The organism is Chloroflexus aurantiacus J-10-fl (genome assembly GCF_000018865.1).
GTDB lineage: Bacteria > Chloroflexota > Chloroflexia > Chloroflexales > Chloroflexaceae > Chloroflexus > Chloroflexus aurantiacus.
Map to the genome: position 1 here is coordinate 1203480 of NC_010175.1, position 25675 is coordinate 1229154.

Annotated in this window: 14 protein-coding genes; 4 read left to right on the plus strand and 10 right to left on the minus strand. The window is 58.1% G+C overall.

The annotated features are described in order from the left end of the window. Window positions 1–222 precede the first annotated feature (222 nt). From rpoB to pheT, 8 genes are all read right to left on the minus strand, one after another. The gene (gene rpoB, locus CAUR_RS04575) at window positions 223–3906 is read right to left on the minus strand and encodes a DNA-directed RNA polymerase subunit beta (protein ID WP_012256763.1); all 3684 of its coding nucleotides are present in this window, start codon (window positions 3904–3906) and stop codon (window positions 223–225) included. A gap of 583 nt (window positions 3907–4489) precedes the next feature. After that, entirely contained in the window at window positions 4490–5890 is a 1401-nt protein-coding gene (locus CAUR_RS04580; protein WP_012256764.1) for a sensor histidine kinase, read from the minus strand. Window positions 5891–5913: 23 nt separating this feature from the next. Continuing rightward, window positions 5914–6615 (minus strand): response regulator transcription factor, encoded by a 702-nt coding sequence (locus CAUR_RS04585; RefSeq protein WP_012256765.1) that lies wholly within the window; start codon window positions 6613–6615, stop codon window positions 5914–5916. Window positions 6616–6718: 103 nt separating this feature from the next. Beyond that, entirely contained in the window at window positions 6719–7189 is a 471-nt protein-coding gene (locus CAUR_RS04590) for a hypothetical protein (RefSeq protein ID WP_012256766.1), read from the minus strand. Between the two features lie 123 nt (window positions 7190–7312). Beyond that, window positions 7313–10315 carry an aminotransferase class III-fold pyridoxal phosphate-dependent enzyme gene (locus tag CAUR_RS04595; RefSeq protein ID WP_273068629.1) on the minus strand — a complete coding sequence of 1001 codons (3003 nt, stop codon included), beginning with the start codon at window positions 10313–10315 and terminating at the stop codon, window positions 7313–7315. 196 nt (window positions 10316–10511) lie between these two features. Beyond that, window positions 10512–16478: a pullulanase-type alpha-1,6-glucosidase gene (pulA, locus tag CAUR_RS04600; RefSeq protein WP_012256768.1), complete on the minus strand. Its 5967-nt coding sequence runs from the start codon at window positions 16476–16478 to the stop codon at window positions 10512–10514. A 403-nt stretch (window positions 16479–16881) separates the two neighbouring features. Then, on the minus strand, window positions 16882–17817 hold the full coding sequence (gene mvk / locus CAUR_RS04605) for a mevalonate kinase (protein ID WP_012256769.1): 936 nt from the start codon (window positions 17815–17817) through the stop codon (window positions 16882–16884). Between the two features lie 3 nt (window positions 17818–17820). Continuing rightward, complete coding sequence (gene pheT, locus CAUR_RS04610) at window positions 17821–20403, minus strand: phenylalanine--tRNA ligase subunit beta (RefSeq protein ID WP_012256770.1); 2583 nt, start codon at window positions 20401–20403, stop codon at window positions 17821–17823. A 399-nt stretch (window positions 20404–20802) separates the two neighbouring features. Between pheT and CAUR_RS04615 the strand changes: the two genes are divergently transcribed. Continuing rightward, window positions 20803–21501 (plus strand): hypothetical protein, encoded by a 699-nt coding sequence (locus tag CAUR_RS04615; protein ID WP_012660548.1) that lies wholly within the window; start codon window positions 20803–20805, stop codon window positions 21499–21501. Window positions 21502–21872: 371 nt separating this feature from the next. Here the strand turns inward: CAUR_RS04615 and CAUR_RS04620 are convergent, their stop codons facing one another. Both CAUR_RS04620 and CAUR_RS04625 read right to left on the minus strand, forming a co-directional pair. Further along, entirely contained in the window at window positions 21873–22319 is a 447-nt protein-coding gene (locus tag CAUR_RS04620) for a hypothetical protein (RefSeq protein ID WP_162015851.1), read from the minus strand. Beyond that, window positions 22252–22719, minus strand: coding sequence for a hypothetical protein (locus tag CAUR_RS04625; RefSeq protein ID WP_242605066.1), 468 nt, complete (start codon window positions 22717–22719; stop codon window positions 22252–22254). The genes CAUR_RS04620 and CAUR_RS04625 overlap by 68 nt, the downstream gene beginning before the upstream one ends. 350 nt (window positions 22720–23069) lie before the next feature. Here CAUR_RS04625 and CAUR_RS04630 point away from each other — a divergent pair, with 350 nt between their 5' ends. The 3 genes from CAUR_RS04630 to CAUR_RS04640 all read left to right on the plus strand — a co-directional run bounded on the left by CAUR_RS04630 (window position 23070) and on the right by CAUR_RS04640 (window position 25638). After that, window positions 23070–23525, plus strand: a complete 456-nt coding sequence (locus tag CAUR_RS04630; protein ID WP_012256773.1) for a division/cell wall cluster transcriptional repressor MraZ — start codon at window positions 23070–23072, stop codon at window positions 23523–23525. A gap of 391 nt (window positions 23526–23916) precedes the next feature. Continuing rightward, entirely contained in the window at window positions 23917–24111 is a 195-nt protein-coding gene (locus CAUR_RS04635; protein WP_012660551.1) for a hypothetical protein, read from the plus strand. Between the two features lie 192 nt (window positions 24112–24303). After that, window positions 24304–25638, plus strand: a complete 1335-nt coding sequence (locus tag CAUR_RS04640; RefSeq protein WP_012256774.1) for a CHAT domain-containing protein — start codon at window positions 24304–24306, stop codon at window positions 25636–25638. Window positions 25639–25675 lie beyond the last annotated feature (37 nt).

Below are 25675 nucleotides of genomic sequence, written 5' to 3' on the forward strand. Positions count from 1 at the left end.
GCACAACTGAGTTAGCTGCCGTCGTCTATGCGCCTGTCGTTCGGTGAGAAAAGCTATTCACCAAACAGACATTTGTTCGGTGAAGGGCCGGGTACCAGGTATGTATCAACCGTCAGATCGAGTTGTCACCCAGCCTGAATACCGGCCCTTCGTGTACCAGATTCCCCGTTCTCTTGATCGGAACGAGAGGAAGCCTGTGCCAACGGGTCAAAGCGAGCGATGCTAGAACTCGCCGCGTTCCATACCACTCAGGTTAATTCCTTCGAGAGCACCGATGTCGCTGTCGAGATCATCGCTCAGCTCAACCGGCTTCTCGTCGGCGCTCAACACTTCGACGCTCAGGCCAAGGCTCTGCAATTCCTTAATCAGCACCTTGAAGCTCTCGGGAACACCTGCCTCCTGGATTGGTTCACCCTTCACAATGGCTTCGTAGGTCTTGACCCGACCGACAACATCGTCGGACTTCACCGTCAACATCTCTTGCAACGTGTAGGCTGCACCGTATGCTTCGAGTGCCCAGACCTCCATTTCGCCGAAGCGCTGACCACCGAATTGGGCCTTCCCACCCAGCGGCTGCTGGGTAACCAGGCTGTAGGGACCGGTTGAACGGGCGTGAATCTTGTCTTCGACCAGGTGAGCGAGCTTGAGCATATAGGCATAGCCCACCGTCACCGGGTTATCGAACCTCTCGCCAGTCCGACCGTCGTAGAGTGTCACCTTACCATCGGCGGGCAATCCGGCCTGCACGAGCAGGTCTTTGATCTGATCCTCGTGGGCACCATCGAAGACAGGGGTTGCTACGCGGAAGCCGAGGCGAGCAGCGGCCCAACCCAGGTGCGTTTCGAGGATCTGACCGATATTCATACGTGACGGCACACCGATCGGGTTGAGAATAATGTCTACCGGTCGTCCGTCGGGGAGGAAGGGCATATCCTCGATGGGCAATACCCGTGACACAACACCCTTGTTGCCGTGGCGACCGGCCATCTTGTCACCGGCGCTAATCTTCCGCTTCTGACACAGGAGCACGCGCACCGTCTGATTGACGCCAACCGGCAATTCGGCGCCTTCACTCCGCGAGAAGACCTTAACGTCAATCACCTTACCGCGCACCCCGTTTGGCACGCGCAGCGAGCTATCTTTTACTTCACGGGCCTTCTCACCAAAGATAGCGCGCAGCAGACGCTCTTCAGCAGTCAGATCGGTTTCGCCCTTCGGGGTGATTTTACCGACCAGAATATCGTTGGGTTGAACTTCGGCGCCGATGTAGATAATGCCGCGTTCATCGAGATTACGCAGACTCTCCTGACCAACGTTGGGAATATCGCGGGTAATCTCTTCGGGGCCGAGCTTGGTATCACGGGCTTCAACCTCATACTTCTCGATATGGATCGAGGTGAAGATGTCTTCGCGAACCAGCCGCTCACTGACCAGGATCGCGTCCTCGAAGTTACCGCCTTCCCAGGGCATGTAGGCGACCAGAACGTTCTGACCAAGAGCCAGCTCACCCTGATCGGTGCTCGAGCTATCGGCAATAACATCACCAGCCTTCACCCGTTGCCCACGAACAACCGCTGGCCGCTGATTGATACAGGTGTCCTGGTTGCTGCGCATAAACTTGCGCAGACGATACTCAGTTTGATTTCCGTCGTCTTCCTCAATCACAATCCGTTCGCTGGTTGTGCTCACGACAACACCATCGCGCCGGGCCACAATAACCTGACCGCTATCGCGAGCCGCACGATACTCCATCCCGGTACCGACGATTGGGGCATCGGGGCGGAGCAAGGGCACAGCCTGCCGCTGCATGTTTGAACCCATCAGCGCACGGTTGGCGTCATCGTGCTCGAGGAAGGGGATCAGCGATGTCGAGACACTCACCACCTGTTTTGGCGACACGTCCATATAATCGACCCGCTCAACCCGCTCACTCACGAAGTCTTCACCAAAGCGGCACGAGACAATCGTATCGAGGAAGCGGTTATGCTGGTCGAGGGGCGCGTTCGCCTGCACGATGACGAAACGGTCCTCTTCATCGGCACTCAGGTAATCGACCTCTTGCGAAACAACCGGGCGGATCTTGATATGCTTGATCGGCAGCTCAACAATCCGTTCAGCCAGCGCACGGTTGATCTCGGTACCTGCCTCGGCAATCAGCTCATCAGTATCGGGATCGACGATGTCTTCACGCAGAATCTGACCGCGCAGCAGGCCAATCGTAATCTGGCGAGCGATCTCATCGTTCACCCGGGTGCCCTTGGCGGCAATTAGGTCGCCGGTGCGCAGATCACGCACGTCGCGCAGCAGAATACCCTTTTCTTTCCAGACCTGGACATTATCTACACTGTTGTACACCTTGCGGTACGGTGTTTCGAGAAAGCCCATCTCGTTGACGCGGGCGAAGGTAGACATCGTGCCGATCAGACCGATGTTCGGACCTTCCGGTGTCTCAACCGGACAGATGCGGCCATAGTGCGAGTGGTGCACGTCACGCACTTCAAAACCGGCTCGATCACGCGAGAGACCGCCGGGGCCAAGTGCCGACAAACGGCGCTTGTTGGTCAACTCGGCGAGCGGATTGGTCTGATCCATAAACTGGCTCAACTGCGAGCCACCGAAGAATTCGCGCATTGCCGCAACGACCGGGCGAATATTGATCAGACCATTCGGCGTTGCGCTTGCCGGGTCTTGCAACGACATGCGTTCCTTGACAACACGCTCAAGGCGCAGCAAACCAACCCGGAACTGCTGTTGGATCAGTTCACCGACCGTGCGCACGCGCCGGTTGCCGAGATGGTCAATATCATCGGGCCGCCCATGACCATTGTTAAGCAGAATGAGCTGCTCGACAATGCGGAAGATGTCACGTGGCAACAACACCCGCACACTCAAATCGGGTGCTTTGGCACCATCGCGACGGACATCACGTTCCCAGAGATTCTTATTCAGCTTGTAGCGCCCCACCTTTGCCAGATCGTAGCGGCGAGGGCTGAAGAGCAGTGACTCGATCAGCGAGCGGGCATTCTCAAGCGTAGGCGGATCGCCGGGACGGAGCCGCTTGTACAATTCGAGCAAAGCTTCCTTGGCATTGCGCGAAGGGTCTTTATCGAGCGTGGCATGGATGTATGGGTGCTCTGGCACTGTATCGACGTGACGGAACAACTCGATAATCTGGTCATTGTGACCGAACTTATCGAGTTCATTATCCGGCACCCAGCGTCCATTCCCATTCTCCTCGGCAATCCAGGCGGTAATTGCACGCAGCAGGATGGTCACGGGAATCTTACGCTTGCGATCGACCTTAACGCTGATCACATCGCGCTTATTGGTCTCAAATTCGAGCCAGGCACCACGATTGGGGATCAGCTTGGCAGTGTGAAGCGAGCGACCACTGGTTGGTTCCTTCTCATCTTTGAAATAGACGCCGGGAGAGCGGATCAACTGTGAGACCACGACCCGTTCAGCACCATTGTAGACAAAGGTACCGTTATCGGTCATGATCGGGAAATCACCAAGAAAGATCTCCGACTCTTTAATCTCACCGGTGGTCAGGATACGCAATTCAACCCGCACGCGCAGCGGAGCGGCGTAGGTCAAATCGCGTTCACGACACTCGAACTCATCGTAGCGCGGCTCACCAAAGGTATAATCGCGGAAGTGGAGTTCAAGATTTTTGCCGGTAAAGTCGGTGATAGGCGAAATCTCATCAAAGAGTTCGCGCAGCCCCTCTCGCTTGAACCACTCAAAACTCTTGAGCTGAGTTTCAATCAGTAACGGCAGATCGATAGCATCCTTGATCCGGGCGAAGGAGCGGCGTTCAATCCGGCGCGACCGACGCCCATCGGCGCCCGGGTCGATCGGGGCGATCAATGGCTGAAGAACCACGCTCTCAATCAACGGGGGCATACGCACCTCTCTCTGTATCACGCTTACGGTTCAGCACACGACCTTGCGTGGCGATCAATGATCGAAAAAACATAAATAGCCAACCTGCAGCGCTACCCATCAGCGGGCCGCAGGCGGACTGACACGGCACGTTGTTTGTTTACGTCTTGTTGTGCCCCACACGGGGACTACCCACCATTACGCTGTATCAATACGGCGCATATACAGATCGCGAAAGACAATGATACCACGGATTTGCGAAAAGAGCAAGCTCTTTTTATCAGCACGGGATTCTTGCTGTTGCTAGTAGTATAGCACGATTCAATGGGGAAAGGGTGGTAAACGGTTCAAATGCCACCGAGGCGATTGCTCGTGGGGAAGAGGTGGATATTTGAAGCACGGGAACGCAGACCTGGTTGGAAGTAAGGTAAGGATGTTAGTGTCGCCAACAGCACCACCCACTGCGTGGTCTGATGGGCAACTTGCTGATGTGTGGTGGAGAGGATGTTTGGGAGACGTCGCGATAAACGTGAGCAGTATATCAGACGTGCCAAAGGATGCTGCCGATTCAGGTCAGGTTTTTTGTTACGATTGAGCAGGTATGTCAAATGTTGTTGAGCAGTGCTCCTGTAGATAGTTGGTTCGCCGGTTCAGGTGCAGTTGGTGATACCGGCAACCGGAAACTCACCGTTGTACCCTGCTGTAATGCACTGGTTGCCCAAATCTGGCCGCCGTGCGCTTCGACCAGACGGCGAGCAATTGCCAGCCCCAGACCGGCACCGCCGCTGCTCCGACTGCGGGCCCGATCTGCCTTGTAGAAGCGGTCGAAGATGTACGGTAAGTCGGCAGGATCAATGCCGGCGCCGGTATCACGCACCTCGAAACGAATGCCGCTCTCATCACGGTGGGCGCTTACGATCACCTCTCCGCCCGCCGGGGTGTGGCGGAGCGCATTTCCGATGAGATTGCCCAGCACCTGGGCGATACGCTGGGGATCGACTTCAATGTCAGGGAGATTGTCGTCAATCGTAGCGCTCAGCCGCACATTGCGCTCGTTGGCTGCGGGGGTGAATGAGCGGATCGCTTCGTTGACCAGCATCTGCGGCGATACGACTTCGCGGTAGAGAGGCAGTTGACCGGCATCGGCCAGGGCCAGCAGATGGAGATCGTTGATGAGGCGTTCAAGCAGGGCCACCTCGGTCAGGAGTGCCTCAATCTGTTCGGCGTCAGCTTCGTACACGCCATCTTGAATCCCTTCGAGACGACCTTTGATGATCGAGAGTGGCGTGCGCAATTCGTGCGCAATATCGGCGGTAAGCTGGCGACGTTGCTGATCGGCTTGTTGCAACGCCTCGGCCATACGGTTGAAGCTGGCAGAGAGATCGGCCAGTTCGCGCACATTGGCGGTTTGTACCCGGCTGCTATGATCCCCGTCAGCAATAGCGTGGGCCGCTGCGCTGATCTGGCGCAAGGGGGTGCTGATCTGACGCGAGAAGATTGCTGCCAGCACCAGTAGGACCGCCATCAGTCCGGCTCCGGCACTGAGCATACCCAGCAAGAGCGGGCGGCGGTTCAGGTTGCCAACCGGAAAAGCTTCATCGGTATCTATCACCGAGATTACCAGAGTGCCGACTTGCTGATTATTGACAACAATCGGTATACGCAGTACAGCTTCGTTACCACGCAAGATCATCGGACGCCGGCGACCGGCTACGACACGCCCGTTCTCGTCGAGCAGAGATACTGCTCCTTCAATACTCCCGAAGCCCTGGGGAAGTGGCCCCAACTGACGTTCAACCCCGCGCCACGAACCGACACGCTGATAGTAGGCGGCAAGCTGAGCGGCCTGAGTACGTGCGGCTGCCTCGGCCTCCATCCAGCGCATCTGTTCGGGGTTGCTCTGGCCCACGACCAGCCAGAACGCAAGTGCCATCCCGCTGATACCGAGCACGATGACCAGGGCGAAGGCGGTGAGCATCAGGTTGAAGAGGCGAGGCGGGCGCATATCGCACCTCAATGAGCATCGGATTATGGATACGTTTCGGCAAACTTGTAGCCAACTCCGTAGACGGTCAAGATCAGGCGTGGTGGCCCATTCGAGTCGGGTTCAATCTTACGGCGGAGATTTTTGATATGGGCGTCGATAGTCCGGTCGAAGCCGGTATATTCGGTGTTGTAAACACGGTCGAGCAATTGAGCACGGGTGAAGGGGCGACCCGGCGCACTGGCTAAAACGGCAAGGAGATCGAATTCGGTCGCGGTCAGTTCAATCGTTTCACCATCTCGGCGGACACTACGGCATTCGAGGTCGATAACCAATCCGCCGATCTGAATCTGCTTCCCTGGCGAGGTTGAACCTTCACTGCGCCGCAAGACGGCACGCACGCGCGCTACCAGTTCGCGGGGGCTGAAGGGTTTGGTGATGTAGTCGTCGGCACCCAGTTCCAGGCCAATCAGACGGTCGGTCTCCTCGACGCGGGCAGTCAGCATGATGATCGGTAAGCGCGCAGTAAGCGGGTCCTGGCGCAGGGCACGGGTTACGTCAAGTCCATCCATACCGGGTAGCATCAGATCGAGTACCATGAGGGCTGGATGTTCCTGCCGCGCCAGCCGTAACGCTGTCGGCCCATCGCCGGCACTGATCACCTGAAAACCGGCCCGTTCAAGGTAGTCGCGGGCAATTTTGACAATGCCCGGTTCATCATCTACCACAAGGATGGTGCGAGACATAGCCGTTGCTTCCTCCTGCCATCAGCCGATTCAACTGCGGTAAGAAGGTGATGGGGACAGCCAGGCTGACTGTCCCGCGTCTTCCATATCTCCTGTGCCAACACTATTCGACGCGCGGGTCATGCCCTGCCGGGGTGAGCGGTGGTTGGGGTGAAGGCCCGGCAGGTGGGTTCGCTGCCGGCGGTTGGTTCCGGCGTTGGCGAAAGATCTGGAAGCCCAGCCAGACCAGAAGGGCCAGTGCCGCCAGTTTGAGCAAGCCATCAACAAACCTGATCAGTCCGCCAAACCAGTCGCGACCACCCATCATCCCCGGCCCACGCTGGAAGCCCATGCCGGGATTCATCCAGCCGCGCTGGTTGTGCCAGCCGGGAGGCATGACCTGACCCTGATCACCCCGTCCGCGCATGGCAGGTGGTCCTTGTGGGATGACCTGCTGATTCGACCAGCCCGGCATTGTCCACATCGTCCAGGCAGTGGTACGACTCATTGCCAGGCTGCCGAAGGCAACGATCAGTGCCAGCAGCGAAATGCCAAGGGCCAGCCACGCCGGCCAGTTGATACGTCGTTGTTCCATAATACCGTACTCCTTCCATTGTAACTGGGTTGTCGAGTGTTTCCAGTTCCACTATCAGGATAGATGGCAATTGTGAAGATGTCGTGAAGAGATAGTGGAAACTTTACGTATGAATACCGACACTTATTCAACTACACGGGCAATAAAGCTCTCGGCGAGTACGGTATCAAGTCGTTCGAGCAGAACGGTAAATGCTGCCCGGTCAAAGGTGAGCGGCGGACGAATTTTTAACACGTTATCGTAAGGTCCTTCGGTACCGATCAATATGCGTTCAGCGCGGAGGCGCTCTTTGATATAGGATGCCGCTGTTGTAGCCGGGGCGCGCGTAGTGCGGTTACTGACCAGTTCCACGCCGATGAATAGGCCCATCCCCCGCACATCACCAATAACGGGGTGGCGCTGTTGAAGTTCGCGCAAGCCGGCCAGCAGGTCGTTGCCAATGTGAGCCGCATTGGCCATTAAGCCCTCTTCGTCAATGATCCGCAGTACTTCGCGCCCCACCGCACACGAGAGCGTGCTGCCACCAAACGTCGAGAAGAATTCTATCCCGTTGTCAAACGCCTGGGCAATCTCAGCAGTGGTGATGACGGCGCCGATAGGGTGACCATTGCCGAGCGGTTTGCCCAGGACAACGATGTCGGGAATCACATCCTGGGTCGTGAAGGCCCAGTAGTGCGTGCCCAGCCGCCCCAGACCGGTCTGTACTTCGTCGGCGATACAGACGCCGCCGGCAGCGCGGACCCGGCGGTAGACAGCGGCCAGATAGCCGGGTGGTGGAATGATTTGCCCGGCGACACTGGGGAAGGTCTCGGCGATGAAGCCGGCCAGACGCCGACCACGGGCGGCGATACGCTCGATAGCCCGATCCACCTCTGCCGCATACCGTTCGCCATCGGCACCGTAAGGGCCACGGTAGGGGTCGGGGGCCATTACCACTTCGACCCAATCCGGTTTGCCACTGCCGGCGGGGTGATTGAACTTGTAGGCCGAGATGTCGATAGCACCGGTGGTGTGGCCGTGATAGCCATGATCAATCGTGATCATGTCGCGCGCCCCGGTGAAGGTGCGGGCAAGGCGGAGCGCCAGTTCATTGGCTTCGGAACCAGAATTGACAAAGAAGCAGACGCTTAGCGGTGGGGGTAATTTAGCCAGCAGCTCGTGGGCAAACGCGATCTGGGCCGGATGCAGGTAGCGGGTATTGGTATTGATCATCCGTAGCTGATGCGCTGCGACTGCCTGAAGCCGGGGGTGGGCATGGCCGACGTGGGGAACATTGTTGTAGGCGTCGAGGTAGGTGTTACCCCAATCATCAAACAGATAGTGGCGCCAGCCGCGCACGAGTGTGCAGGGCATCGCATAGCTGAGGCGCAGATTACCGGCAAAATGACGCCGCCGCTCCTGAAGCAGGCCGGTCGTGTCGATTGGTTGATACGCAACCTGTTCATCGGCGAGATTGAGGAGTGGCGCCGGATTGGGGCATACCGCCTGCCACCATTCCCATTCGTCGGGTGCTGCCACACCGGGCCAGTGCCCTTCCAGCGCCCGCAGATCGAGGATGAGTTGCAGGTGAAGATGCGGCTGCCAGCCACCGTTGGTTGCAGCGTCACCCAGGGCGGCGAAGGGTTGCCCGGCGGCTATTGACTCACCGACGTGCAGATGATCCAGGCTGTTCGGGTCGAGATGCCCGTAGAGTGTGTAGAAATGGTCGCCATTTGGGGTCTGGTGTTCGAGCACGACCATACCACCAAAATCGAGTGGCGCGGTGAAGCGTTCAACGGCTACCACCATCCCGGGCAAGGGCGCGTACACCGGTGTCCCGGACGGGGCGAAGAGATCAACACCGAGATGTACCGTCCGCCGTTCGGCCAGAGGATGGTTCGCCGTGAAGAACGCCGGTTCGGTATAGATCAGCCGTGGCTCAGCGTAGCGACCAATCTGAACAGTAGCGGGTGTTGTTTCGCACAGCCGCCTCGCTTCAGCAGCGGTGAGGGCAAAGGGGTCTTGCGGCAGCGGTTGCTCGGCGACAGCCAGACTCACCACCGGCGCGTTCGTCAGATCGCAACCAAGCACGGGCGCGAAATGGCCACGCGCCGCCGCCAGCCACGACTGCACACGGGTTGCGGCAGGGCTGAACGGCATTCCACAGCTCACACGCAGGCGGGCCGCAACCAGCTCTGGATCGGTCGTCGCTGTAGCTGCCAGCAGACGCCAGGCCGGTGCTTCAGAAATGGTGATGTAGGGATCGTCTGGCCGCTGTTGTTGCATCAGTGCCGAATTAACAACGCTCACCGCCAGTCGTGCGCGTAGCAGTGGCCAGAGCAGATCAAGCTCGGTGATAGTCAATGGCCAGACGGCGTGATAGCCCTTCACCAGATCACTCAAACAGCGCAGGGGATCAGGCTGATCGAGCAGGGCATAAGCGGCGGCGATAGCGAGTTCGCAGATCCGTGGCGCCGAACACAGATCGCCGAAGTCGAGGATGCCGCTAATGCTGACAACACCTTTGGGCGAAGCCGACACGAGCAGATTGTAGTCGTTGAGATCGTTGTGGATTGCAGTGTGGGGCAACGCGCACAGCGTGGACTTCACGCCGACGTAGTCGTGCAGTGCTGCCGCAGCGAGCTGGCGTCGGTCGGGATCGACAATAACGGCGATCTGATCAAGTGCCCACTCCGCCTGCAGGAGATTCCACTTGAGCGGACGGCTCAGAGCCGGGTGAGTAAAGGTCATCAGCGCCTGATCGAGTTGGGCTGCCCGTCGTCCCAGATCGGTGCGCAACGCGGCTGTATGCGGTCGAAAGGTCGCATACACCTCACCAGGGAGAGCAGTAATCAGCCAGATCAGCCGATCATTGGCGGCAACATATGCCGCGCCGGTATGGGTACGCACAAGACGCGGCACCGGCAGATCGGGGGCTACCGTAGCAATGTGTTCAAGCGCCGCACATTGCAGTTCGACCAGCGCCGGATCGCAATCCGGTCGCATCACCTTGAGTACGTATTGGGTCGCGTTGTCCGTTGTGACGAGCAGGTTGAGGTCGTATTCGCCGGGTAATGGCGTGAGTGTGCCGTGAATATGGTAGTGATGGGCAAGCAGATCTGACCACGACATACGGGTATACTCCATGCAAGTTCGTAGCCAGATTGTAGCACAGGTAAGGGTAGCTATTGCGCCTGGCGCGGCACGGTGGGGAGTGGCATGCTCGCCCACCTTCCTGGGAGCCGGGAGCGCAAGCCTCTGGCTCGCATGACCGCACGAACTGGATGACGGAACGCACAGCGCTGTGCGTTCCGTCGCTTGTTGAACAGGAAAGTAGTTCGTTCTAATTCATCACCAGCGGGATATACACCTCGTGGGTGGGAAGTGATGGTTCAGTCGTCGGCGTGGGGGTGGTCGGCGTCACCGACGGCGTAGGGGTGGTCGGCGTCACCGACGGCGTAGGGGTGGTCGGCGTCACCGACGGCGTAGGGGTGGTCGGCGTCACCGACGGCGTGGGGGTGGTGGGCGTCACCGATGGCGTAGGGGTGGTGGGCGTCACCGACGGCGTGGGGGTGGTCGGCGTCACCGACGGCGTGGGGGTGGTCGGCGTCGCCGATGGCGTGGGGGTCGCCGTCGGCACGAAATTGGCTGTCAGGACGCGATCACCCGTGGCAACGAAGCTGTAGCTGGCTGTTGTTGCAACAACTGTTGCCCCTTCTGTCCAGTTTACAAAGGTGTAGCCGCTGGCCGGGGTTGCGTTCACAGTGACGGTTGCGCCGTGCAGATAGGTACCGCCACCGATCACTGCACCGCTACCGGTTGGGTCAGCCTGAACGGTGATCTGGTACTGTGGCCGGGCATCAATGTGAATGGCGAATGCATCCTGCGCGGCCAGGGTATAGTTGACGATCTGACCGCTGGCATTGACCTCAATCAATGCACTGGCCGGCGCCGGTGTGTTGGTACCGGGCAGGACACACTTCCCGCCCTGGAAATCGTACTTCGTCACGTCACAGTAGAAGCCGGCAGGCAGGCCGGTCTGGTAGGTCGTTGGTGCGGCTACCGATCCGTTGTTGATGGCGACAAAGCCCTTGTTGCCACGCCCAAAGGCAATATGGTTGGTTGGGGTTCCCCCAATATTCTGCCAGTTCGTTACCGGTTCGCCGTGCGTGGTCTGGCGGAACTGCACCATATTGGCAATTGCCGGATAGCGGTGTTCGCAAACCCACTTGCCGAGATCACCACCGGTCACCGGGTTCGGGTACGTACCGGCACAATTGGCCGGATAATCGCCTGCGCTCTGCCCGGCACCGTAGACCGGACGTGTATCGGCACCCAGCCCCGGCCCCCAGGTTGTACCACCATCGTTGCTACTCGGCGGACCAAGACTATCTCCGGCATTGCTGTTGGGGTTGGTTGTCCAGTAATAGCTGGACATGATAGACGGGTGGCCGTAGGGGTAGGCCAGCGTGAAGATATTGGCCAGCACGTGTGCCCGACCGTCGCGATGGTCAACGACACAGCCACCACCGGGACCGTGCCCGCGCTGGTTGTCGTGGTTGTCAACGAAAATCTGGGCGAAGTGCGAGGGCAGTAGGTTCGTGGTGAAGTTTTGCAGATTGCTGAGCGATCCACCACAATTGAAGGTATTCCCGATCACGCTAATACTGTAGGCAAACTCGGTGACGTCTCCGTAAGGCGTGTATTCCCAATCGCGTATCCGCTCATTGGGATCCATGTCAATGACTTCACTGAAGATGTACGGACGACCGCCGCCGGGGAGGGTCAGCCCATCGAGAATGGCACCGACCTCGTGCGCGGCCATGTGCTTGGCAGCATCAATGCGGAAGCCTTTGACACCGGCATTGAGCAGGGCTTGCAGGTAAGCACGCAGCTTCGTCTGCACAGTGCTCTTACCGGTATCGAGGTCTGGCAGGCCGGCTAACTGACAATACTGGACCTGATAGCGATCACTGTAATCGCTAATCAAACAATCGGCGTGAAAATCATCGGGCAGGTATTGCGTCCCGTAAAATCGTGAGCCTGCCGGTTGCGACTGGTAAGTGGTACCGGCAGTGCCGGTTGGTGGTGTGCCGACCTGAATGTCGGCCATGTGGTTGATCACCGCATCGACAATGACGGCAACCCCGGCAGCATTACAAGTGTTCACCATCTGCTGGAACTCAGCCCAGGTACCGCTGCGGCTGGTAAAGCGGGTGGTGTCGTGAGTGACCGGTTGATACCGCGCCCACCAGGGGAAGTCATTGGCCGGATTGCCACCCAGATCAGCGGTTGGCACAATATGCTCGTTCGGTGGCGAGACCTGCACCCCGGTGTAGCCTTTTTGACCGAGGAAGGTGCATTCTTTTGCCACATCACTCCAGCGCCATTCAAAGAGGTGGACGAAGACACCACCATTTGGTTCGATTGCACTATCTGCACTGGGAATGATCGTGATCAGGCCATCGCGCTGGTCATCATCGGCAGGATTACCGTTGATGTTGTAGCTGTTCGCTTTCCACTTCGGCGCTTCGCCCGGCTTCTTGCAGTAGGTGGTAAAGCCATACGTTCCCGGTGCCAGCGCCTCCAGCGTCGCTTTGGGAATGGTCGCCCGATACTCGTCGTTATTCCCAACGTCGGTATTGTAGGTCATCGGCAGATCAGTCCACGATTGACCGTAGCGACCCCAATGCAGGTAACATTCGATCCCCGCACCCTGGCCCGGCCCTGGCGTCACCCCTGCTTCGTAGACCTGCACGAAGACATCGAATCCGGCAGGAGCGAAATTGTTCTCATTGATCGCGTGGGCGACACCGCCGCGTGGGTACATCAATCCAACCCAGTCGATGCTGCTCGGCGGCTCCATCGGCTGCGTTGAAACGAAGACAACCGTCGTGCGCGCCGGGATGGTAAAGGTGTCGGTCGCGTCGTTGAACGTCGCGGTTGCGATCACCGGATCGTCGTCAATACCGTTGGTGTGCAGTGGATGCAGAACAAACCCGTTCGCATTGGGAATGGTGATCGATTGCGCAACCTTGTTGGCGTTGAAGAAGACCAGAATGTTCTCCCAATTCGGGTCGAGATCGGGCGCGACCTGATCGGAGAGCCGCATTACCAGCAAGGCATCGCGACTGTTGTCGGTGTTGTAGTGCGAAACACGGGCATTCACGTCGGCTTCGCTGGTCAGGCGGAAGAGCGGCGAACTCATACGCAGCCGCAATGTCTCGCGCAGATGCGCCGCCGCCGCATTCATATCGGCAGTAGTGGGATCGAGAGCTGTGTTGTTGAGCAAGGGGGTCATGATGCCCCAGCGCGAACTGTTATCCCAGGCCGGCGGCAGCCCACGTCCGAAGTTGTTCGCGCTGCGATCCCAGTAGACGCGGTTAAACCAATCGCCCGAATCGTAACTGTTGCGGTCGAGCGATTTCGAGCGCAGGATGTCCTGCCCCATATGGAAGAAGGGAATCCCCTGCGCCAGGCCGATCAGACTCACTCCCATATTCTGGCTGCGCACCCGATCACTCATTGTGGTGGTGGGAATGCTACTGCCGATCCAGCCCGGATTGCCGCTACCGTCGCCGTTGGGCAACTTGAAGACGTTCTGGTCGAAGAGGGTCTCGTTATCGTGTTTTTCAACGTAGTTAATCGCTTCTTGCGGATCGTCGGTGAAGGGATTACCCTGCCCGTTCCAATCGGTACCGCTGCCGCGCAACGCTGAACGCAGCGTATCCATGGTAGCGTGCAGATCGCTCTGGAAGCGGTTGGGGTAGTTGTAACCGTTCCAATCGTAGCTCAGACCGTTGATGAAACCCTGGCGACGAATACCAACCGGGTCGGTGCTGTAACCACCATGCGCGGCATCACGAATGACATCGTTGAAGACACCGATACCGCTGCCGGTCATGTTGTGCTTGTGCGCATAGCAGTGCGGGCAAACGGTCAGCCCTTTGTCTCTGGCCGAACCGAAATCCCAGCCTTCGCCGTACAGGTAGATCGTGCTGCCATCAACGCCATGGGTGGAGAGGTTCAGTGCCTGCACTGCTGATCGCACATTGAGCATGTTCTGGCGGGTATGCAGGTTCATCAGATCGAAGCGGAAGCCATCGATCTTGTACGCAGTCGCGAAGCGCACGACCGTATCGATCATGAGCTTCTCCATCATGGCGTACTCGGTGGCCGTATCGGCACAGCACGACGACTGGTAAAGCGTGCCATTGGTATCGTAGCGATAGTAGTAGCCGGGAACAATCTTATCGAGTACCGATTTATCATCTTGCCCGCTGGCGGCAGTGTGATTGTAGACCACATCCATCACCACGCGCAGGCCGTTCTGGTTAAGGGTTTGCACCAGCTCACGGAACTCGCGGATGCGCGTCACGCCATCCGGATCGCTACTGTACGCGCCTTCGGGAACACCGTAGTGGTATGGATCATAGCCCCAATTGAAACTATCGGTTTGCCGGGTCGCACCAACTGCCGCCTGGGGATTGCTCGAAGCCCGGTCGGTCGCCGGGTTGAACGAGATGGTGGGTTCGCTGCGCTCAGCAGGATTCTCGATCACCGAGGCGATATCGAAGGTTGGCAACAGATGAATATGGGTCAGACCGGCCTGCCGCAGTTGCAACAGATGGTTCATCCCATCAGAGAGGGTTGTATTCGGGTGAGGGCCGGCGCCATCGTAGGTAAACGCCCGATACGTACCCCGATCAGCGGCAGCGACAGTGCTATCGTTGGCGCTGAAATCGCGGATATGCACCTCGTAGATCACGATGTCTTCAGGGTTGGTCAGGGCCGGCTTGCTCAGTGTATCCCAACCGGTCGGCTTGAGATCGGCATCGTCGAGATTGACAAACTGACTCCGCACATCATTGGCGGCGGCACCGTCCTGCGAGAGACTGACGGCGTAGGGGTCGGTGACCAGGTTCGTGACCACTGCATCGAGTGCCGGAACATAGACCTCGACCGCGAAGAGATAAAACTGACGATCCCAACTCGCATCGCCGGTGACACTCCAGACGCCACTCGTCGGATCGAGCGTCATCGGGTGATCGGTGTAGGTCGTCGTCGTGGAGCTGGCAAAACGGCGGAGAGTAACCGTTTTCGCCGTCGGTGCCCACAGCCGAACCGTGGGAACGGCACCGCTATAGCTCACACCCAGGGTTTGAGTTGTCGCGTTGGCGGCATAGAGATCATCAAGCACCCCCTGAATCTGGACACGAGTGGCATCAATCCGGTTCCCACTGCCATCGTAGGCGGCGACGACCAACTGCCCGCGCAACAGATGCCAGGCGGCGTCGGTGGTCAGACCGGTCAGCAGGCGGGTGAGACCGGTTGCGTTCGGATTTTTGCTATAACCACTCACCGTCCCGCTAGCTGTCAGAGGCAGATAACACGGTGTGGCCGGGGTGGGTAGCGTACACAGCGTCGTTTCGGCAGCCGTCGTCATCCCGCCGTCAGGATCGTACAGCAAGCGAAAACTGCTGGCTGCACCACCGTTCCAGGCTATCGTTGCCAGATCGAGCCAGAGTGCCCGACTCTGCGCAGGGGCAATAGCGCTCGTACCGCTACTCACCGTGTAACTATAATTGCTCCCGCCGTTGGTATCGGCGTTTATCGTCATGAGATCGGCATCAGCGCCGGCAATACTGCTCGTATTGGCCGAACTGAAGACATAATAACTGACCGTCGTACCGGCAGCTTGGGCCGGAATCGTAGCGCTGAACGAACTACCACTACCGGTCATCTGAACAACTGTTGAAGCGCTCCAGTTACCATTGACGGCATAGCGAAGCCAGAAGGACTGTTGAACCGGTGAGGTACCGCTGGTCGTCGCCGTAACGGTCACCGCCTGACCGGCAGTTGGTGCTGTCGGCGAACGGCTCACCCCGCTGATCGTAGCCGGAGCGGCGTCGAGTTGAAAGACCACGCCGCGCGTATTACCGTCCCACTTGAAGACGTACACACTGTTATTCGTGTGGGCAAATCTAAGATTACGCTCATCATAGCCGCCAGTGCTGAGACCGGTGAAGATCGTGCCGAACGTAATCGTATTCGGCGCATCTTTCCCGTACCACTGTTCGGTGTCTTTGAAGAACTTGAACTCAACTTGCGAAAGACTACTGTTATTAACCGGATTACTTACGTACACAAAGGTTCCGCCCAGGCTGGACGACATTAGGAGGGGATTCCATGAACTGAAGTTTCCTCTGACGGCTTCGCCGGCGGCGAGGACTGGGGGCGGTAGCAGGGTGACGAACAACCCGAAGACAATGAGGAGGGCAAGGAGTGTTCGCTGGCTACGATGATACACGGCACGACCTCTCTAGTGCAACTGAGCAATGTGACTTCGTTGGCGCTTGAGTTATTGGTGGAAACCGGTATCACTATACCATAATTTAATTTTTTATGCAATAGTATTGTTGGCAACGAATTAAAAACAACCGGCATGCGGAACGTGTTCTTGCCGTATCCCCCACACCCCCTGGCCCTCGTGTCGCTCCCACCAGGGGCAAGGCGCAGAGGAATGAATTTCGGTCGTGCGCCGCAACACCGTCGCCTCTAGCGAGAGCAGGCTCCTGCTCTCTGCGAGATCAGGGATGGGCAGAAAGGCTAACGCAAATTTGGCCGCATCAGGAAGCACTAGCGCAAACCCCAGTCACCCCTCTCCCGCGTAGCGGAAGAAGGGCCGGGGGTGAGGGCATTTCTGAGAGGTTTCAGCCGGTGGCTGCAATTGTGGTCACGAGGGTATTTGTTGCACCCGCGGCCTGTAATGCCGCCGCAATAACCGGTGCCTGATCGGGGGTAGTGAGTGCCAGCATCACCCCACCCCAACCGGCACCGGCCAGTTTGGCACCCAGAGCGCCGGCTGAACGGGCAGCGGTGGTCAGGCAATCAAGTTCTGCCGATGACACGCCAATGTCGCGGAGCAATTCGTGATTGGTGTTGAGTAGCGTTCCCAACGTCACCACATCCCCTTCGGCAAGGGCAGTTCGTGCAGCAACGACCAGCGTTGCTACCTGGTCGAACAGTGCTTCATAGCGAGCAGGATCGGCTTGCCAGCGCTCGCGCACAGCACCAACCGGTAAGCGTGTGGGGCTACGCACACCGGTATCACCGACCACCAGAGTCAGGGGAGTGCCAATGACAATCGGCTCGATGAGTGGTGGTTGATCAGGACGGCGTTGAAACCAGATAGGCTGTTCAAACGCAACAACGGTATTGTCAATGCCGCTCGGTGTGCCGTGATACGCACGTTCACTCTCGTAGACGATGGCAGAAATCTCTGCCGGTGGCAGAGTTTGACCGCCGTAGGCCAACAGCTCTCGCACAATTGCCGTGGCAATTGCGGCGCCACTGCCCATCCCACTGGCAATTGGGATGGCAGAGCGAATTGTGATCTCGACATCAGCCGGCAGCCCGAAACGTTCGACGACAGTGGTGACCAGCCTGCTGAGTGGATCGGTCGGCTGTTCGGCCACGCGCCACCTGCCACCGAGATCAGGGGCATGGATCATCGGCCCACTCCCGGCAGGAGATGGCGCTACGGTAGCCGTGGCGCGAATATCGGCCAGTGGCAGAGCAATCGCCGGACGACCGTAGACGACGGCGTGCTCGCCACAGAGGATGAGTTTCGCCGGTGCCGTTGCCATCGCTTAGCTGCGGATTGTAGCACCCAGTTCCCGTTCGAGACTGGAAATGATCTTCTTGCGAATCTTCGCCAGTGTCTCGTCGAGAAGGGTGCGGTCGGGAGCCCGGAAAGTCAGGTGATAGGTAAGACTCCGCTTGCCTTCACCAACTTGTGGCCCACTATACCGGTCGAAGAGGACCAGGCTCTCCAGGTATTCGCCGGCACTACGCTGAATGACGCTCCGAATCTGGGCTTCAGTCACCGTTTCGTCGGCAACAATGGAGAGGTCCTGCGTACTGGCCGGGAAGCGCGAAATTGGCCGGTAGACCGCCTGTCCGGCATGGACGAACAGGGTTTCCAGATCAATCTCGGCCAGCACGATGCGCGGTACCGTCACCTCAAGCCGGGCACGTACCTGTGGATGGGCTTCGCCAAGCACACCAACGACCTGCTGCTCAACCGCCCGTCCACGCCCGTCACGTTGCGTGGTGAGCACAAGCGTCGCTGACCGACCGGGGTGGAAGCGCTCGTCGTCGGTGAGCGGCACAAAGCTCAGCCGGTCGGACAGCCCCAGGCGTTCACCAAGCAGCTCGACAATCCCTTTGACATCGTAGAAATCGAGCCAGTCGCGGTCGGTGCTCAACCAGCTCTCTGGCTGGCGAGGACCGGCGAGAGCGATTGCCAGACGCCGGGGTTCGTCGGGTAGCCAGCGATCATCCTGTCCTGGTTGGGCAAGTGGGAGATACACCCGCCCGATCTCGAAGACTGTCGAGCGTTCGCGTTCACGGAGGTTCATCGCCAGCGCTGCGGCAATTGAAGGCAGCAGCGAGCGGCGCAGGTAGACATGCTCTGGTGTGCTGGGATTGCTCAGCTTGAGGTAGCGATCAGCTATCGCTTCAGATGGGTGGACCCTGGCAACCAGCTCCATATCGATCAGCGAATAGGTGATCAATTCGGTCAGACCGGCGCCGGCCATCAGATCACGAACCTGCTCCTCAAGCTCGATAGCGCGCTGGGTCGCCGGTGGCGGCAGCTCGTCGGCCAGTCGGGTATCTGGGATGCGGTCATAACCGTAGATGCGAGCAATCTCCTCGCACAGGTCAGCCGTCATGGTCACATCTTGTCGAAATGAAGGCACCTTCACGCGCACTGTCGGTTCAACCGCCAGCATGGCAAAATCACCGACCGTTGCACTTCCCACCACCGTACACTCAAAGCCAAGACGGCTGAGCATGTCGGCAATGGTATGGCTATCGAGGTGAATGCCGAGGAGCCGACGCACTTCGGACGGAGGTAAATCAATCGTCACCGACTGCCACGGACGCGAGTAGACATCGATGAAATCGGCGGCAATGGTGGCACCGGCGTAGAGACGCATCAGTTCGAGACAGCGACGCAGCGCGATAGGGGGCAACTCGTAATCTACCCCGCGTTCAAAGCGGCGTGATGCCTCACTAGGCAGCTTCAGGCCACGGGCGGTACGTCGGATCTGTACCGGTTCCCAGATCGCCGCTTCCAGCAAGACATTCGTTGTTGCCTCGCTTACCTCTGAACTTGCACCACCCATCACACCCGCCACCGCCAGCGGCCCGGTCTCATCGCAAACCAGCAGGGGCGGATGGGTTAAGCCACTCTCATCACCAGGGGTTAAATCACGGTCACGGTTATCGAGCGTGGTCAGGCGTTCGCCAGGCTGGGCCAGCCGCACAATCAAATGACGATTGGCAACCCGGTCGGCGTCGAAGGCGTGGGTTGGTTGGCCCCACTCCAGCATCACATAGTTGGAAATGTCAACAATATTGTTAATCGGGCGCATCCCGGCATTGATCAGCCGGCGCTGCATCCAGAAGGGTGACGGACCGATCTTGACGCCTTCTGCCAGCCCGACCATAAAGCGCGGACAGAGATCGGGGGTAAGCACAGTCACTGCGGCCCGCCCAATCAGCGAAGGGCCGGTTGCCTCAACCTGTGGTTCGGGGATATGCAGTGGTGCACCGGTGAGGGCGGCAACTTCGCGGGCCACACCAACAATAGAGAGACAACGAGCGAAATTAGGCGTGAGATCAATTTCAAGCACTACTTCGCCTAAATAATCGCGTAACGGCATTCCGACCGGTGCGTCATCGGGCAAAATCAAAATACCTTCGTGATCCTCACTCAACCCCAGCTCTTTCTCGGAACAGAGCATGGCATCGCTCATCACGCCACGTACCGGGCGGCCCTTGAGTTTTGTAATCACCCACCCTTCAGCGTGACCATCGTACAACTGCGCACCTTCGCGAGCGAATACCGCCTTGAGCGGATGAGTTAAACGCCCTTGATCACGGTACTGAAACAGATTGGGGGCACCGGTCACCACCGTATGGGGCTGCGCGGCACCGTAATCAACGTCGGCCAGCACCAGGCGATCTGCGTTCGGATGCGAACGAACCTCCAGGACGTTTGCCACCACGATCAGTTCGGGATCCCAGGGCAAAGGGGCACCTTCAACGCCGATACGATGAATCTGAGCGACCTCCATACCGCCAAAGGTCAGGCGGCGGGCCAGTTCCTCGACCGGCAGATCAATTGTTACAAATTCTCGCAACCACGACAGTGGAACTCTCATATGCTCCTCGGTGTAGCAATCTGGCTGCTGCGATTGTAGCCATGGCCCTGCGGACTGTCAAGAGTGAGCACCGGGAAAGCGATAGGGTTCCATCACCCTGTTCAGACACAACGCACCGTGTAGCCACCTATTGCGTCGATTATCTACCGATGGCAGGGATTGGAAACCTGCTCCAGCCTCGCTATGCACAAAGCCTTGCGGTAGATTGATGGGAAATCAGGCAAAGTGGCGAATGTAATGCACCTGGCAGCGTACATGTGAAGAGTACGATTTCTGCGCTTCAAACCACACGACACTATCTGCAATCTTACGAACCCATCATATCATCTCAACGTGTGGATCAGACTGCTACGCATGATACAATACCGCGTGTGTCCGCGCAGATTAGACGAGAAGACCATGACCCAACCTGAACCGAATCAAAACCCTCTACCCCAGGTACCAGCACGTACCGCGCCCCCGCCAACCCAATCGCGCAGTTGTCTGAGTCGGCTGATCGGATTCATCGGCTGGTTATTCACCATTGCCATAGCGGTGGGACTGGCACTGGTTGTCGCAGGTGGCATTCTCTACTGGGCAGGTGTCGATCTGACCACGCCACAGCAAATTCGCGAGGCCAATGAGGGCGTGCAGACGCTCCAGGCGCTTACGACCAGCCAGGCGGAGAGTATTGGTCAGCTTCAAACTGCTCAGGCCCAGACCCTGAGCGATCTGAACGGTGCGCGTGAGCGGATCGATGAACTGGAAGTACAGGCTGATGCGCTGGCGACAGCGGCAACAGCCCAGGTCGGCCAGGCTGCCACTGCCGTAGCGCTGGGCCGGGCATTGCAAACAGCGGTTGCTGAAGCGGTTGTCCTGCAAGATCAGTTGGCAGAAGAGCGCGTCCTGGTAGCGGTCGTTGCAACCGTCCAGGCCCAGCAGAATGAGCGCATTCGTGAGGTTGAGCTACGGAGTGAACGTTTGATCCGATTTCTGAATCGACTGAGCGACATTGCCGGCGACACGGCAGAGGATGTTACAACACCTACGCCACTTGCTACACCACCCGCCGTTTCGCCGACACCGACCAGTACAGTGCAGGTAACACCAACGCCGTAGCATCAACTCTTGCTCAACAGTGTGCATCGTTCAGGTGTCATATCTGGGTTGGAGTGCCTCCAAACGTGCCATTCGCAAGGAACTGGAGATTCATCAGGGGCGTGGATGCAGAGCAACCTGATGCGACGATGAGGTAGGGGCACGGCATGCCGTGCCCCTACCCTTTCTCTGCTACCAGCAGGTGGTAGTGAGCTGTTCATTCACTACGGACGCATGTCAGTACTTTCCCCTTCAGGGTAGGGTATCCATAGCCGCCATACTCTTCATATACAAGGGACGCAGGGCATACGTGATTTGAAGTACACTGGAGGCCAGTGCAGGAAGTTCCAGAGTACTTCATCATCTGTCACCTGCGTATCACCGATGATGCTCTACTCGCGGCCAATAGCTGCTTCGGTCAGTAAACGCACAACCTGTTCGAGAGCACGGCGGGCACGTGCCAGCGCCAGCGTCATATCGGCCAGGACAGCTTCAGCCAGCATAAAATTAGCCAGATAACTCTGCCGTAATGTCTCGAAGAGGTCTTGTGCTTCTTCGAGACAGGTTTGTGCCTGTTCGAGGGCGTGCTCGCTCTCATCACGCTGACGGGCAGCAACCATCGGCCAGCGCCCGTTAATCTCGGCGCCACGCACGACAGCCATATGCCGCCGCATACGTTCAAGGTCGGCAAGGGCGTCGTACACGGCCCGTTCGGCAGTGACAATCAGCACCCGACACAAATGGACATTACGACCGAGTTCGGCACGTACCTCATCCAGCGTACTCCGGGCCTGAAGGATGGCCTGAGCCGCCTCTTCCGCCACGCGGATCAGTTCCACCCTCTCGGTCTCCAGTTCGGTTGGCCAGCGGCGCGGTATCGTCGGCATAATTAATCGCGCTCCTTCGTGGTCGGCGCAAGTACTCTTCGGCTGCGCGGCGACGCAAGACATTCTCGCCTAACTGCCAGAGAATGATAGGAATGCCCGCAGCCACAAAACTTCGCCATACCAGGTCTTCATAGCGGCGCCAGTCAAGGCTGCCAAGGCGACGAGCCGCCAGGGCAACCGGCGCCAGCGAGAGAACGACCCCGCCGGCGACCTCTGCCCACAGGTGATCGGGCAACACTGTTGGGAAGCGGCGCTCGATCAACTCGAGTGTAGCTGCGTAGACAGTTGATAGCCCCATAACCTGAAGTGGGAGTTGCACAGCCAGATGATCGGCATTGGTCACAGTATTCATGGTTGCGTCGCTGTTCACTGTTTGCATTGCGGGGTTCCTTTCGGGTTCTTGTTGGACATCATTTTAGCACAGGTCGTTCGATTTGTCTAGCCGTCAGGTTGTTATTGGGTGCTTGTTGGGATGTAGTTAATCTACCTCATGAAACTCCTCCTGCATCGTTCGATCAATATTTTGGCGTATTAGTGCGGTTTGGTGTTATAATACTACATATTGTAGTAAAGTCAAGTCCCCAGGAAGAACCCGGCAGAGGGCTAGACGACTCGAATATTATATGCTATAGTATATGCAGTATACCAACAACAACCTGAAAAGAACCCCAATAGCTCCCGTTATTGTACAATGAGGCAGACATGCTACTTGGTACATGGGACGTGACACTCGATGAAGCCGGCAATCTGACGCTCCCTATTCCGCTACGCCCGCTGCTCTTCCCCGGCGTCGTGGTTACCCGTGGGTTCGAGCGCTGTCTGCATCTGTGCCCGGAACCATTCTGGCGCGGGCTGGCCCGACGGGTGAGTAGTCTCTCGCTGAGTGGTGCCGACGAACGCTGGCTGCGCCGGTTGCTGTTTGCCGATGCCCACGTGCTGGCGATTGATGAACAGGCAACTATCACCCTCAGCGAGTCGTTGCGCCGCTACGCTACGCTGGAACGACACGCGGTGTTGGTCGGTATGGATCAGTATCTGGAGCTGTGGAGTCCTGAACGCTGGCAGGAGTGTCAGGCAACCCTGCTGGCTAACGCAGGCCGCTGGTCTCGTCGTGACTGGACGGTGGTCGGTCTGGCAGAAGGTGGTATTTCTTTGTGATCGTATTTACTACAGTACATAGTAGAAAGGCGAACCGATGAGAATGCAGCTCTGATCCGCCCGCTCCAGGGCCGAGGCTGAAGGCCGGGTGACCATATTTAGACGGCGCTTTCTGGTGATCGTATTTACTACAGTACATAGTAGAGAGGAGGACCAATGAGAATGTAGCTCTGATCCGCCCACTCCAGGGTTGAGGCTAAAGGCCGGGTGACCATATTTAGACGGCGCTTTCTGTGTGGTTATGTTTACTACAGTACATAGTAGAAAGGAGGACCGATGACAATCTAGTCTGATCCGCCCCAGGGCCAGGACTGAAGCTCGGGTTACCACGTCAGGCGGCGCTTTCCGGTGATGTTTGTCTACGATACTTGCACAGGAGGGAGGATTTTCAATGATGACCCGCTCGCATCCCAATACTCTTCATTCATCATTGCACCGACCAACGGCCAGCGCGGCAATCGCCCGGCAACGGTTACGTCAGACGTTACAACGTGATCGCCTGGCTATCGCCGAGCGGCAACCTGACCAGCAACTACTCAGCAGGTTACTCGAGGCCGAGGTGCCGCACTCGTCGAGTGAACGTTAGAGGATGTCTTTCTGATGGTGTAAGAGGGCTTGTAGGAGTACTGAGCATTATGTGCCGTGCTTTCGCCAGGCGATAGTTTGTATTATTCCGCAATAGTTGTGTTGCCTGCGAAGGGCACTGCTTGCGCGGTTCGATCAGGTCGGTTCTACCCTACAGCTCTCGTTTACCCTGCAACCAATACCGGCAAACGCTATGCGATCAACATACCAGCCCGTCCTGCTGTCTATCGATTTCAGTTCGTACCAACGTGGTTTCTTCGTGCGTTGGGAGTCTAACGAAGTGATTGATATTACGCAGAGCCAGATGCCGATGCCGATTGCCGAAGCCGATGTGCCGCTGGTTTTGCGCGCACTCGATGTCTTGCAAGACCCGGCATATCCCCACCCCTGGACAGCCGCCCAGGAGACGGCATTTATGTTTAGTCAGGCAGAGCAGGATCGGCTCCGTGAACTCAATTTTTGGGATGAAGATAATCGGGCACCGGTTGATTTGCCACGACGGGTCGGGCGACGGCTCTTTCGCGCACTCACGCACGATAAGCGTGGTGCCGAGGCGTTGAAGATTGTGCGAGCCTACGCCCTGGCTGTTGATCGACCGCTCCTGATTTCTTGCCACTTTCACGCTCACGCACCAGCCGATGTCGCACTGGCTGCGTTGCCCTGGGAATTGCTCTGGGCTGATGAACCAACGCCACTGTTGACGGAGCGTCGCCTGGCGGCGACGATTGAACGACGGTTGAAGCATACCGGTCCTCCACCTGCACCAACCCCAGGGCGTGGTGCGCTGCGGATTCTCGCGCTCTCACCACAGGCCGGTATTCCGATGGAACTCCGCCAAATCGAGCGGAGTGCGCGTATGCACGCCCTGCAACCTCTGCTCGAACGGAATCTGGCCGAGGTTCGCGAGCTGAGTCCCGTTTCCCGCCGGGAGCTGGAACGTGTCGTCCGCGAATGGTCTCCTGATGTCATTCACTACTACGGCCACGGTCGCTATGAGCAGGGGAGCGGGGCACTGCTGCTTGACCACGAACGTGGTGGCGAGGAATGGACGCCACCAGATGCGCTTGCGGCTGCATTTGGCGGTGTGCAGATGGTTGTGCTCCACGCCTGTCAGGGCGCTATGGCAACCCCAGGCGCAACCCTGCTCAGTAGCGTCGCACCGGCACTGAGTATGGCCGGCGTGCCGGTGGTGATTGGGATGCAGTTTACGATTCGGGCCGACGCCGCTACCCGCATCGCCAGTATTGTGTACGCCGGTCTGGCCCAGGGACGGAGTGTTCAGGAAGCGTTGGCAGCTGCCCGCATTGCCCTGTATGTCGGTGAAACCGATCAGGTGTCGTGGTTTGTGCCGGCCCTCTATGTGCGTAGTCGCAGCCACGGTCCAATCTACCTGCGCCCACCCACCGACCAGCCACCGGTTCTTACGCTTGGCCCATCGTTATCATCGCAGCCTCGCCATCCACATATCCGGCGTTTACGCATTCAAGAGGAATGGGCACGTCAGCGTTTGCAAGCAGATCGGCAGTAAGGGAATCTGCCGGCGCTGTTGAACATATATCAGGTGA